A 13722-nucleotide genomic window follows, 5' to 3' on the forward strand; every position below is an offset into this window, starting at 1 on the left:
CATACTTAAAACATGTACATCAGCGGAAACTGAGAACCGGGCATGAAAAAGAAGTAGAATGAACATAAAGGAAAAGCCTTTTGGAGAGAAAAAATAAAAAAATAAAAAAATAAAAAAGTAGAAAAATAAAAAACGCACATGATATTCTTCGAATAACATGCCCAAAAAGATGAAAGTCCTTTATACCTACCTTTTTTGTTTATTAACTCCATCATTACCTTAGGACAGTAAGGTTGTCTTTTCTTTGGTTGTGCGAAACCGTCAAAAAACTAATCAGCGAATTGCCATCGAAGGCCCAGATGTGACTTTGATCACGGATGCCAAATTGCCTTTGAGGCAATTCCACTGTCCTAGAAATGATGGAGTAATGTAAATTGGAAGGAGAAATAAACAAATCTTGTGGTTTAGACATTCACAAACGTTTTGTCATTGCTACTATTCTCAGCAGATCCGGTGAAAAACAGCTACAACATTTTGATAGAGATGATGATGGAATTTTAAACCTTAAAAATTGGGTAACATCAGAAAAATGTGATGTTGTTGCCCGTGAATCAACAAGTGATTTCTGGGTTCCGATTTACGAGGCATTGATAGATCATTTGCCTATTATAGGCAGTGTGCTTAATTTAGCATGAAAGTACATGAGGATATCTTCCTCACATGCTCTCTTCATCCTCTTTTCGCGTTATTGCAAATATTTCACTAATTATTTTTATTCGTTCATCAACTGAGAATATCTCGGTCTCAACAATCTTTCTCTTTTGAATTTCCCTTTTTTTATATCCAGTTTCATCTTCGTACATCTCATCATTCGTAATAAGATGCCATATTATCGTTGCAATTTTCCTTGCCAAGGCAATAATTGCCTTTGCATGTCCAATTGACTTCTTTTTCCTGTTAAAAAACTCTTTTAACTTACTGTTATTCTTTCTTGCCGCTGCTTGAGCAATCTGCGTCAGAATCCATCTTGCTCTCTTTGATCCTCTCTTTGTGATTCTTCCGTTGTGGTATTTATCTGCAGATTGATACACATTAGGAACCAGACCAAGCCAAGAAGCAAGCTTATCTCCAGAAGAAAAATCCTTGAAATTGCCTATTTCAGCAAGTAGAATTGCCGCACCAAGTTCTCCTATACCTGGAACTGACATTAAAATCTCCATTTCTCGCTTATGATTTCTATAAGCATAATTGAAAATTTCTTTTTCTAAAGCTTCGATCTCATCATCAAGACTTTTTATGAGTTTTAGACAGATCTGAAGTCTGAATGCAGCACTTTGAGAGATTTCTCGCTCAAGAATTTCTCTGATTTGATCACTTTTTTTACGAACATTTGGAGAAAGACTTGCGATAATCTGGTCAACAGTCTTACCTGAAGAGATTCCTGATAAGATCATTCTGCCATTCTTGCCGAAAATGTCTGTCAGCACATTCTTCAGGTTTAACATTTCAGATGCAAGAATTGAGTGAGCTTTATTTTTTAGATCTGTTCTTTTTTGTACAAGTGTTAACCGAAGTCGAACATATGATCTAAAATCTCTATGATCCTTTGGAAAAACTCTTGATGGCTGAATCATATTATTAAGTGCAAGTTGTGCAATGACTTCTGAATCAATCTTATCTGTTTTTTTATGTGTAAATACCTTCATATCTCGCGCATTTCCAACTATCACCGGTAGATGCTTTATCAAAGAATCATGGACAGGAACCCAAAAGTCACTTGTTGATTCACATGCAACAACATTACATTTTTCTGATATTACCCAATTTTTAAGGGCTAAAATTCCCTCATCATCTCTGTCGAAACGCTGCTGTTGTTTTTCACCAGATCTACTGAGAATTGTAGCAATGAAAAAGAGTTTGTGAATGTCTAAACCACAAGCTTTGTTTATGACTTCAATCATCAAATAATATCACCCAATTTATTTGGGCAGTGGAATTGCCTCAAAGGCCAATTTCAGTAGTTCGCTAAAATCTTTCCTCCACTTTTACTCTACCTTCATTTATCTCAAACACCACACTGTTGTCCTCACTCTTAACTTTCTTCTTATCCATTCCTTAATAATAAGTATAAATACTTCAAATCTGAACTTATCCTCATCTATGACCTGAGGTCCTCTTTTGACAATAGTAAAATGTTTATTCTGAATGTATAGCCATATATTTTTTAGTAGAAAGGATACCAATGCATAAAAGTACCTTATAGTTGCGTTTTTAGATGATGTCTTTGGTCTAACCACATTCCTCATCCTGTATGACGATTCAATAGCAAATCTTCTTCTGTAAACTGTACTGACCTTTCTTGGAGACCATTTAACTCCAAAAACAACAAAACCAAGGTTCTCACATCCCTTTTTACCTCTCTTTCCTTTCAGATACTTAACATCAATGATAATGTCTAAAAGAATCTTTTTCTTAGAATTCTTCATGACATATTGTGTACTTCGAGCCTTATTCCCATTCATAAGTTGCTTCATCTTCTCTCCTTTCTTGACAACAGGAACTATGTGAGGAACACCATTACTTTGCAAAAATTCAAACACATCTATAGAATAAAACTCTCTATCAAGGCAGAGAACCTTGATTTTAAAATTCAGTCTTTTGATGAGATAGAGAAAATAGGAGAGGTATTCAACCATTGGTTTTTTCTTTTCTACAGGAAGAACAGATACAGTAAACCTTTCGTTCTTGTTAGTGATGTAGAGGGAGATATATGAGTAAAAAGAGTTTGTTGACTTTTTAGCTTGGCTACGAATTACATATTTCTCGTTAGACGAATCTGTTTTCCCGTAATAAGGATCGTTGGTTAAATCAATGGCAAACTCATAGCTCTTACCTGTTTTGAGAGTTTTTAGGGGATTTTGAAGAAGAATCTTTTCATTGGATAGGATCAATTCGTCCATGTTTAGTTTCTTAAGATGGTAACGTAAAGATGTTTCACAAGCAACAGCAGAATACTGTTTTGAGACAGAATGGACTGAACTCTTATCGACTGCCAAACTCACAACAGTACGAATAATGTCTTCACTTGTAAGTGAACCATTGATCTTGAGGATTACATGAGATGTGAGAGGTTGTAATACAGAATCAATACAGTACTTTGACTTTAATTCGATTTTAAACCTATTTCTGAACTTATTTGTGAAAAAAGACATAGAGAGGCATTTTTCATTACATATAAAGGTATCGAGAAGCTTCCGTAATGAGGAAATCAAAATTAGCGAAGTACTGAATTTAGCATCCGTGATCAAAGTCACACTTGAGCCTTCGATGGCAATTCACTGATTAGTTTTCTGACGGTTTTGAAAAACCAAAATTAGGACAACCTTACTGCCCAAAGTAATAAGGAATTCAATAGCCAAAAAAGTGGGGTAAAGTACTTTCATTTAGTTGTGCATGTTATTCAAAGAATATCATGTGCGTTTTCTGTAAAATTTACTCTCTACCCCTTACTCTTCTTTTTTGATTACTGTTCCATTACTATATACTTGTTTCCTGTGATCCAGTCTTCATTTATATCAATTAGTATTGAGACTACCAGTCTCAATACTGAGTCTTGGTTAGGAAATGCTCCAACTACCTTGCTTCTTCTTTTGAGTTCCTTGTTGGTCCTCTCCATCATATTTGTTGTCCTTATTTTTTTCCAGTGTTTTTCTGGAAACTGCATATAGTTCATTACATCATACTGAAAACTTTCAAGGGTATCAGCTGCGCCTTCATACCCCATACTATCCAGTTCCATAATCAGGTCATTCAACTTCTGACGGTCTACTAATGCTTCTTTTATCTTCTCAGCCACTTCTTTCTGCTTCTTTTTTGGCACTTTCTTGAGAACTTGTCTTGCCAGATGTACATGGCACATCTGCCAACTTGATCCAATAAAGGATTCTCTTACTGCTTTCTGTATTCCTTTATGGCCATCAGAAATAATTAACTTGACACCTCTTAACCCTCTTTTTTTCAGATCATCGAATAGATCTTCCCAGAACATAGAGGCTTCACTGTCTGCTAATCTTGTTCCAAGAATTTCACGGTAACCGTCATCCCTGATCCCAGCAACTACAAAGAGAGCTTTGTTTTCGTAATGAAGCCCATCTCTTACCTTGAAATAAGTCGCATCGATAAGCAAGTAAGGGATTTCATGTTCTATTGGCTTTGAGAGAAATTCTTCAACCTTCTCATCCAGTTCTTTTGTAATCCTGGAAACAGAAGAGGCTGAAATTTCTCCTACTCCTAATGCAGTCATGACCTTTTTCACCCTTCGGGTGGAAACTCCTTGAAGGTAAGATTCAGCTACAGCGGTTAAGATGGCCTTTTCAACTCTTGAATATTTCTCAAAAACCTGAGTTTCAAAGGGAAACTCACGGAATTGAGGCTTTAATAATTCGAGTTTCCCATGCTTGGTCAGGAGAGTTCGGGGTTTGTAGCCATTTCTACTAGCTTTACGTGAATCTGTCCTCTCATAACGTTGTGCACCAGCTTGGAGGAGGGCTTCCTCCTCCATTACAAGGTTTAAAAACCAGGTAATTAGCTGGCGAATTCCATCTTCCTGATCGACAAGATAATCTTTTATGAGTGGGAATAAATTAACCATTGACTCTGCATCCTCTTTTTTTTGTGGTGAAAGGAAAAGGATACAGAGTCAATCATATTTTACAGAACTTTCGGTACACTGCCCTATTATAGTTGGAAATGCGCGAGATATGAAAGCATTTACACATAAAAAGACAGATAAGATAGATTCGGAAGTCATTGCACAACTTGCATTGAATAAAATGATTCAACCATCAAGAGTTTTTCCTAAAAGGCACAGGGAATTCAGGTCGTATGTCAGGCTCAGGTTAACTCTTGTAAGAAAAAGGACAGATATAAAAAATGAAGCTCATGCTATTCTTTCTTCTGAAATGTTACATCTAGGTGATGTGCTAACAGACATTTTCGGAAAAAAAATGGAAGAGCAATTCTATCAGGAATTTCTTCAGGAAAAATATTGATCAGATTATAGAATCACTTTCTCCAAATGTTCAGAAGAAAGCTGGTCAGATAAGAGAGATTCTGGACAGAAAAATCTCTCAGAGTGCTGCAATAAGGCTTCAGATGTGCCTGAACATTATAAAACATCTGGATGAAGAAATCGAAATTCTGGAGGGAGAAATTTTCAATTACGTTTATAGAAATCATAAACATGAAATGGAAATTTAAATGTCAGTTCCTGGGATTGGAGAACTGAGTGCGGCAACTTTAATTGCTGAGATAGGAAACTTCAAAGACTTTTCTTCAGGGGATAAACTTGCTTCCTGGCTTGGGATAGTTCCGAATGTGTATCAATCTGCAGATAAATACCATAATGGAAGAATCACAAAGAGAGGATCAAAAGTAGCAAGGTGGATTCTGACACAGATTGCTCAGGCAGCAGCAAGAAAGAAAATAACAAGTTAAAAGAGTTTTTTAACAGAAAAAAGAAGTCAATTGGATATGCAAAGGCGATTATTGCCCTTGCAAGAAAAATTGCAACTATAATATGGCATCTTATCACAAGTGATGAGATGTATGAAGATGAGACAGGGTATGAAAAGGGAGAAGTTCAAAAGAGAAAGATTGTTGAAACTGAAATATTTTCGGTTGATGAACGGATCAAAATAATTAGTGGAATATTCGCAATTATGGGAAAAGAAGACAGAGAGAGTACGTGAGGAAGATATCCTCATGTACTTTCATGCCAAGAAAAGATTAGTTGAGTTTGACATGTTCAGCTGTAGTAAGATAGACAACACTTTCACAAATATTACAGCAGTGATCCGCAATCCTTTCAATATAACGGATCAGGAAAAGCAAATATGTGGCTTTAGAAATAATACTGGTATCTTTAGCCATCATTTCTATCAACTCAACCCATACTGAGTAAAAGAGCTTGTCGACCTCTTCATCCCGGGCTGCTGTCGCTCTTGCAAGTCCCGCATCCTGAGTCAAAAAGGCTTTCATAGAGTTTTCAAGCATATATGCTGCAATATCTGCCATTCTCTTTGTATCTATCAGCGGCTTTATATGTCCGCCTTCGATTTTTCCAGGGATTTTGGCAATATTAATTGAAAGGCCTACAATTCTTCTAAGGTCTGCTGAGATCTTAAGTGCTGATACGACAAGCCGGAGGTCACTTGCCATAGGTTGCTGAAGCGCAAGCAGGTCGAAAACAGAGGCTTCAATTCCTTTCTCAAGTTTATCCACTTCAGACTCATGGGCAAGAGTCATTCTGGCAAGCTCGACGTTGAGGTCTATAACCGCTTCCATAGAATCGCGAAAGATCAGCTCGGACATTTTCCCTAAAGAAAGTACGGACTTTTTAAGCAGGTCCAATTGCTGAAGATATCGTTCTCGAACCATTTTAATCACCCGAACCTGCCAGTAATGTAATCCTCAGTGCTCTTTTCCTTTGGACTGTGAAAGATCTGTCTTGTCTGACCGAACTCAATCAATTCGCCCATAAGGAAAAAACCGGTATAATCCGATATCCTGGCTGCCTGTTGCATATTATGAGTTACGATTACTATTGTATAATCTTTTTTAAGGTTCATGATCAGATCTTCAATCCTTGAAGTAGAAATCGGGTCAAGAGCGCTGGTAGGTTCATCGAAAAGAATGATTTCGGGCTTCACTGCCAGAGTCCGGGCAATACACAGTCTTTGCTGCTGCCCGCCACTCAGAGAAAGAGCAGGAGATTTGAGTCGGTCTGAAGTTTCATCCCAGAGAGCAGCAGAATGAAGAGCACCCTCTACAACTCCGTTGATATTCTTCTTATTTACACCATGAATACGCGGCCCGTATGCAACATTGTCATAAATAGACATGGGAAAGGGATTGGGTTTCTGGAAAACCATACCTACCTGTTTCCGGAGCTCAACAACATCAACATCTGCTCCATAGATATCCTTATTTTCGATTAAAACCTTGCCTTCAATCCTGCAGTTTTTAACAAGATCATTCATCCTGTTTAAGCAGCGGATAAAAGTAGACTTGCCGCAGCCGGAAGGACCTATAAGAGCAGTTACACTGTTTTTGGGGATGTGCATGGATATGTTCTTAAGAGCTTGCTTTTCCCCGTACCACAGATTAAGATTTTCTACAATTAGATGAGGCTGAGCCATATGAGGCTGAGCTACGTTTTGAACAACTTCAGTCATTTACCGACCCCAATTATATATAAACCTGAGAATTTATTAAGAATCTAAACTTATGTCAAACTTATATTTTACGTCTCAGAATTCAATCAAATATTACACAGAATTTAATCAAATCAGAATTTAATCAAATTTGCAATTTTTGCCTATAATGCCTGCGGATCAAAACCGCAATGATGTTCAGGCCCAGTACTATACTCAATAAAACCAGAGCCGTACCGTACTGAATGGGCCGATTCTGAGTAATGTTTGTCCCGGAGGTAGCCAGCACGAAAAGATGGTAAGGAAGAGCCATAAACTGGGAGTATATCGAGTCAGGCAGCCTTGGCAGAAAGTAAGCAGCACCTGTTAGAAGAATAGGAGCCGTTTCCCCTGCAACCCTCCCAATACTCAGAATCGAACCGGTAATAATTCCCGGAATGGCAGCCGGCAGTACCACATGTCTTATAGTCTGCCATTTACTGATCCCAAGTGCAAGTGAGGAGTCCCGATACTCATTAGGAACTGCAATCAGGGCTTCCTGGGTAGAACGGATAATTACCGGGATAATCAGAAGAGAGAGAGTAAGGCAAGACGACAGTAGAGAAGAACCGAAACCAACGTACTTAACAAACAGTGCCAGCCCGAAAAGCCCGAACACTACAGAAGGAGTGCCTGCAAGGTTGTTGATCGCCATTTCTATAAGCCAGGTAGTGCGGGTTTCTCCTGCATATTCGTTAAGATAGATGGCAGCCATAATCCCCGTGGGAAGAGCTACACCCATTGATCCTATGATAAGGAGAACGGTACCTACAATTGCCGGATAGATCCCGCCCTGAGTCATTCTCATGCGTGGCATCTCGGTAAGGAACTCAATGCTGATTGCACTGTACCCATTGTAAATAATATAGGCGAGAATAATCACCACAAATCCGGCTACCGTCATTGCTGAAAGGGTGAGCAGTGCAAAGGCGATTTTTTCGCTTGTTTTTGCATTTAATCTCATGCTCAGTCTATCCTGCACCAGAATAGGTTTATGATCGTTTTCATTTACTTTTGAGCTTAATTCCACTTTCAGTCCACCTTAAACCTGTATCGTTTTTTGATCAAATCCGCAATCAGGTTGATAAGGAAAGTTATGATGAAAAGCACAGTTCCAACTGCGAAAAGGGCATGGAAGTGAGCACTTCCCTGGGGGACTTCACCCATTTCAAGTGCGATTGTGGCAGTCATCGTCCTAACTGGATCGAAAATGCCTCCTGGAAAAGAAGGAATTACTGCAGTATTTCCTGTTACCATCATGAGAGTCATTGTCTCCCCTATAGCTCTCCCCATTCCTAACATTACGGCGGCTGAAATTCCGGACAGGGCTGCAGGGACTATGACCTTGTATATGGTTTGCCATCTTGTGGCACCCAGAGCCAGAGAACCCTGCTTGATAGTGCTAGGGACCGAACTTATGGCGTCCTCCGAAATAGTAATTATTGTGGGAAGTGCCATGATCCCAAGCATAATGGAACCTGTAAGGGCAGTTTGTCCAGTAGGCAGGTTAAATGTATTCTGCACAGCCGGGACCAGTATAACAAGCCCGAAGAACCCGAATACAACAGAAGGGATCCCTGCAAGGATCTCAATAAAGGGTTTCAGGGCATCTGCAACCCTCGGGTGTGCGATCTCAGAAATATAAATAGCAGAAGCAATTCCCAGAGGTACTGCAAAAAGGATTGCTCCGGCAGTAACAATAAGGGAGCCGAAAAAGAGAGGCAATAGCCCGAACTGCCTGTTCACGGATGTCGGGTACCAGAATTTCCCTGTGAGAAAGTCGAGAAGGGAGGTCTCTTTGAAGAGAAGTAAGCTGTCCCTGAATAAAAAGAGGCATATAAGGAGAAGGATAACGACCGTAAGGGCGCTTACTGAGAACAGCACCGATTCGATTGTTTTTTCCTTATAATTCCTGTTAAACATATTTTTTCCCTTGAAATAACTTTTACTGTCTGTACTAATTTACCGTTATTACTGTTCTATCGGGAAGTATCCGACTTCAGTCACCAGACTCTGCCCTGTCTCGCTCAGCACATAGTCAACGAATTCCTTTGTGAGGCCTGAGGGTTCCCCGTCAGTGTAGAAGTAGAGAGCTCTCGAAAGCGGGTATGCACCACTGAGGATGTTTTCAGAGCTTGGAGCTTCAGAGCCGTCCCCGGCATCCAGGCTTAAGGCTTTTACACTGCCATCAAGATAAGCAACGCCGATATAACCGATTGCATTGGGGTTCTGAGAAACTTCACCTACTATTCCCCCTGTAGCAGGCTGGGTAAGGGCATCAGGCCGATATTCGTCTCCCTGTAAAACTTCCTCTTTGAAGTATTCGTAAGTCCCGGAACTACTATCCCTGGAAATCACCACAATCTCCCTGTCCTCTCCGCCAACATCCCCCCAGTTGCTGATGCTTCCGTTGTAAATGCCGCGCAGCTGGTCAAAAGTAAGTTCATTAACAGGGTTTTCAGGGTTTACAACAACTGAAATACCGTCATAGGCAATAGTAGTCTCCACCGGATTGATGCCATTTGCTTTAGCAGCTTCTATTTCTTCAGTTTTAATTTCTCTGGACGCAGTAGCAATGTCTACCTCACCGTCAATGAGAGCTGTAAGCCCAACACCTGATCCACCCCCGGTAACAGTTACACTTTTATCAGAGTTTTCAATCATGAATTCTTCAGCTTCAGCCTGAGCAAGGGGAAGAACTGTGTCTGAACCTTTAAGAAAAATACTCTGTGATTCGTCTGCAGGGGCTCCCTCGGAGGGACCCTCACTATTCTCATTTCCGGTACATCCAATTCCCATAAATACGAGTCCAACCACCAGTAAAGTGAGGACCGTGTATGTTTTTAAATTATTTGGCATGTTACACATACTCCAAGAAATAAATAATAATAAGTTCACAATCTATATCTATCTGAGACATTTCCAGTACAATTCACTATAAAACGAGAGAAATATATAAGGATTCGCAATATAAAGTATATGGAAGTATATACAGATAATAAACCCCAACACAACTGATTAACTATATAGATAACATATAACATACATATAAATCACTGCCAATAACCTGAGAATCCCTGATTAATCGGTTAATAGTACTCAGAATATCCAGGAATGGAACCTTTAGTTTTTTCTTCTGTGTCCTGAGACTGAAACCGTTAGCCAGCCCCGCAAGAAATAATAAAAAGTGGATTCGTGCTGGATCAAAAGAAACTAAATAAAGAAATACATCCCTTGCTGGAAAATGCCTCTCTTGACCCGGAAACCGGTTTTAATTCACAGGTAAATGTAGGACGCACTCGCCAGCCTGTCTGGCGGTCCGTCGAAAGAAACAAAAAGAAAAGTAAAAAAGGAAATTGAAATTCTTTTATTTAGGAGTGATTTACAGTCGCCCATGTTAGTTCTTAATTGGCAATTCTTACTTACTGGCTACTTACTGGCTTTACCATAGTTTACTTCTTCTTTTTACAGAAAAGACCGCTCTCCTTCATCGAGCCTCTTTATCGAAATTTTTAATTTAGTCCTCTTAAGCGTAGCGAAAAGGACCGCGTACTCCCGAGGCGCAATTCGGGGAGGGAAGCGAAATTCAGAAAATTCAAAAATCGAACAGGGAACGCTGCTCTGCACGCCCATTCTCCATACACTGGGTTTTCTCTTCCTGCAATATTCCTTCATTCTCCCTTTGAGAGAATACTTTTTCCTGCTTTTTCACTTCAGAGTTCTTCACTTCAGAGTTCTTCACTTCAGAGTTCTTCACTTCAAAGTCAAAGAGACCTTTCTGCTTTGCATCAAAGTCAAGAGATGACATTTTGACCCCGAAGACTTCCAGAATACGTTCTACAGGAGGCAGGATCTGTTTCTTAACATAATAATCGACGTCTATAGACACATTATGTTCTCGGACATAGTCAGGGTCTTCGGCGCGGTCTACAAAGAGGCCTTTTCCTGCAGTGATGACAAAAGGAATCCTTGTCCCTATTGAAGGCATAACCCCGGTCCTTTTTTTCAGATTTTCCGCGACTGTCAGGTGAGGCTGCTTATTTTTATAACTTTCTGTTTTTCGAGTAAGGGTCCGGGTCAGGACAAGCTTTTCAATAAGCTCGGCATCTTTCCTGGGGTCAAGATTTCTGACATCACTGACCACCTTACGGACATATTCTACAGCCTGGTCAACATCACCCTCTATAAGCACAAGCTCAAGAACCTTGTTGAGGGTGATCGAGGTTAGTTCGCACCAGTCCCTGCGAACGGTTTCCATGCCTTTGACCTTTATTTTGCTTTCCCAGCCTGAGTTTCGGGGCTCAAAAAGCCAGAGCGCATAACGCTTCTTTGCAATGAGGAGTGCTCGTTCCGCAATAGCCTCAAACTCAAGCTCCATCGGGTCGGGAAGAGAAGCCGAAACAATCCTTGCGAGTCGGTTCCCCACAAGGCTGACCTCTTCAAGAGAAAGGTTTCCTCCTGACCTGCATTGCACAAAAACACTGTCCGTATCCCCGTAAGCAACTGAAATTTCGACTATTCTGTCCTGAGAGGAGAGTTCCCCTGCTTCTTCGAGAAGTAAAGCTGCCGAGTCCCTGAGAATTATTTTTCCTATATCATTATTGATAAGGTCCCGGGTGTTGAGGATATTGCTTCTCCCAAAACTGGTTACGGCATTTGCAAGCGGTAGGCTGTAGAGCCTTGCCCGGGCATACCCCGAATAGCCGTAAAAACTGTTCAGCAGGATTTTTATAGCGAGCTGGGTGGCATCAAGTACTCGATACTCGTTTTCATCCGAAGCCCGCTTCATTCTCTTCTTTGTCTCTCCTCTCTGGTTAAGCAGGTCTTCAAGAATGGAAGGTACAATCCCTCTATAGACCTCAGGAGGCACGAATTCTCCCCCTGAAGGGGGTTTAATAGTTTTTCCTTCAGGCCGGTCTTGGTCCCGAGTCACAACAGTTGTGTAACACAGGTTGTGAGCCATCATAATGGTCGGATAAAGAGACTTGTAGTCAAGAATCAGAACGTTTTCCAGAAGGCCCTTTTTCGGTTCCAGCACCTCTCCGCCTTTCAGGTCCGAACTCATATCAAACCTTTCTGCCGAAAGTTCGTCCCCTGGCTTAGGAAGAATAACCCTGTCCCTTAGCCCGAATTCCCTTAGGAGAAGAGTCTCAACCATGGAAGTCTGGCCCCCATCAACAATCTCCTGGAGCAGGCTCCCGCTTACCTGGGCAAGGGCTATGTATTTGTCAAGAAGCCTCAGCTTAAGGACAAGCTCAAGGGCAAGTTCGGAGTCCCTGCGTGCATAATCAACGAATTTCCGGAATTTCTCCCCTGAGTCATTCCAATGCTCTTCCATTTCCAGCGGAGGAACATCAAGTTTCTCACGGTTAAGAAGCTCTTTTGAAACGGCTCGCAGGGTATACTGTTTCAGGCTGAAAGCTCTCCTTACAAGAGGAAGGGCATCCACAACCACCCTTCCTTTCAGTTCAGTCCGGGTAAGAAGACCGAACCTCCTATAACCTATTTGGCTGCCATCCCTGCCAGCAACCGGATTGATAATTTCCCCTTTTCCAGTCAGGGTTTTAACTCTGTCAGTGATATAAGGAATATCGAAGTCCTGGTGGTTGTACCCAGCAATAATATCAGGATCATATTCGCAAAGAATCTCGAAAAAGCGGTTCAACATCTCGGTTTCGTCTTTGCAGGGAAGGACATCTCCGTCCATATCGGCAGCAGGTTTTGCCAGCAGAATAAGGGTCTTATGTCTTTTATATTCGGGCTCGAAAGAAAAACTGATCATGACTATGGGCGAGACATCCGGAGAAGGCATCCCCCCCTCAAAGGGTAGGCACTCAATATCAAAAGAAAGATACTTTAGAGGAGCAATAGTCAGGTTTTCAACTCTTTTTAATTTGGAAGCGAGGAATGAGGCATCACATGCAAAGTTTTCACAGCGGGAGCTGCCTGCAGAACCTGCCCTTAAGTACCTGGAAGGGTCAACTGACTGTCCTTCTGCAGAAACCCAGACCATGCCTCCGAGATCCCTGTCAATTAAAAAACGGTTTCTGAAAAGAATATCACTTTCATAAACCTGCCAGTCGCCTTCTGCTCTCAAAACATCCCGGATCTTCAGAATCTCATCCCTGATCTCAGGTACATCCCTTGGCAGGCTGGTTGTGATCCTGAGCATTTCTTTCTTTGTTTTCTGGTATCCCACAGGCTCGAACTTTTCGACAATCTCAACCTTTTCGACCTGCTCGAAAGTGTCTTTTATAAGCCTCGCTACAACGTGCAGGTCTCCGGAGGCCTTGAGATAAAAGTAAGGCTCAAAATTCGGGACAAAGCAGCATACACTTTTACCGTCCGCTCCCCTGCCAAAGAGGCGGATGACAGGACTGCTGTCAACGATTTCGTAATCAGCATCCAAGATCTGAAAATCCATAGGCATGGTTTACGGCTTTAGATAGACATATAGCTTTTGTTGTATTTTTGAGAAATAAAGCCCTTTTTTGAAAAAGGCTTCCCAGATCCGAAAAAATAGGCAATC

The 13722-nt window shown here is 40.9% G+C and carries 9 protein-coding genes and 3 pseudogenes; 3 read left to right on the forward strand and 9 right to left on the reverse strand.

What is annotated here, in order from left to right:
• Positions 1-374: 374 nt before the first annotated feature.
• Positions 375-611, forward strand: a pseudogene (locus ACZ5A8_RS17620) (IS110 family transposase); the annotation flags it as partial.
• A 45-nt stretch (positions 612-656) separates the two neighbouring features.
• Here the strand turns inward: ACZ5A8_RS17620 and ACZ5A8_RS17625 are convergent.
• The 3 genes and pseudogenes from ACZ5A8_RS17625 to ACZ5A8_RS17635 form a co-directional block, all read right to left on the reverse strand.
• Complete coding sequence (locus tag ACZ5A8_RS17625; protein WP_464530608.1) at positions 657-1901, reverse strand: IS110 family RNA-guided transposase; 1245 nt, start codon at positions 1899-1901, stop codon at positions 657-659.
• Positions 1902-2000: 99 nt separating this feature from the next.
• On the reverse strand, positions 2001-3152 hold the full coding sequence (locus ACZ5A8_RS17630) for an ISH3 family transposase (RefSeq protein ID WP_464530343.1): 1152 nt from the start codon (positions 3150-3152) through the stop codon (positions 2001-2003).
• Positions 3153-3463: 311 nt separating this feature from the next.
• Positions 3464-4643: pseudogene (locus ACZ5A8_RS17635) on the reverse strand (IS256 family transposase).
• A gap of 24 nt (positions 4644-4667) precedes the next feature.
• Between ACZ5A8_RS17635 and ACZ5A8_RS17640 the strand changes: the two are divergent.
• Positions 4668-5690, forward strand: a pseudogene (locus ACZ5A8_RS17640) (IS110 family RNA-guided transposase); the annotation flags it as partial.
• Between the two features lie 37 nt (positions 5691-5727).
• Here the strand turns inward: ACZ5A8_RS17640 and phoU are convergent.
• From phoU to ACZ5A8_RS17665, 5 genes are all read right to left on the reverse strand, one after another.
• Positions 5728-6378 carry a phosphate signaling complex protein PhoU gene (gene phoU / locus ACZ5A8_RS17645; protein WP_464530614.1) on the reverse strand — a complete coding sequence of 217 codons (651 nt, stop codon included), beginning with the start codon at positions 6376-6378 and terminating at the stop codon, positions 5728-5730.
• Positions 6379-6383: 5 nt separating this feature from the next.
• Positions 6384-7175, reverse strand: a complete 792-nt coding sequence (pstB, locus tag ACZ5A8_RS17650; protein WP_464530616.1) for a phosphate ABC transporter ATP-binding protein PstB — start codon at positions 7173-7175, stop codon at positions 6384-6386.
• A gap of 124 nt (positions 7176-7299) precedes the next feature.
• Positions 7300-8157 carry a phosphate ABC transporter permease PstA gene (gene pstA / locus ACZ5A8_RS17655; protein WP_464534190.1) on the reverse strand — a complete coding sequence of 286 codons (858 nt, stop codon included), beginning with the start codon at positions 8155-8157 and terminating at the stop codon, positions 7300-7302.
• Positions 8158-8225: 68 nt separating this feature from the next.
• Positions 8226-9116, reverse strand: coding sequence for a phosphate ABC transporter permease subunit PstC (pstC, locus tag ACZ5A8_RS17660; protein ID WP_464530617.1), 891 nt, complete (start codon positions 9114-9116; stop codon positions 8226-8228).
• Between the two features lie 48 nt (positions 9117-9164).
• Positions 9165-10052, reverse strand: coding sequence for a PstS family phosphate ABC transporter substrate-binding protein (locus ACZ5A8_RS17665; protein WP_464530618.1), 888 nt, complete (start codon positions 10050-10052; stop codon positions 9165-9167).
• Positions 10053-10427: 375 nt separating this feature from the next.
• Between ACZ5A8_RS17665 and ACZ5A8_RS17670 the strand changes: the two genes are divergently transcribed.
• Positions 10428-10553, forward strand: coding sequence for a hypothetical protein (locus ACZ5A8_RS17670; protein WP_464530620.1), 126 nt, complete (start codon positions 10428-10430; stop codon positions 10551-10553).
• Positions 10554-10788: 235 nt separating this feature from the next.
• Here the strand turns inward: ACZ5A8_RS17670 and ACZ5A8_RS17675 are convergent, their stop codons facing one another.
• On the reverse strand, positions 10789-13623 hold the full coding sequence (locus ACZ5A8_RS17675) for a DNA-directed DNA polymerase (RefSeq protein ID WP_464530621.1): 2835 nt from the start codon (positions 13621-13623) through the stop codon (positions 10789-10791).
• Positions 13624-13722: the final 99 nt, after the last annotated feature.

It is taken from the genome of Methanosarcina subterranea (assembly GCF_055385895.1).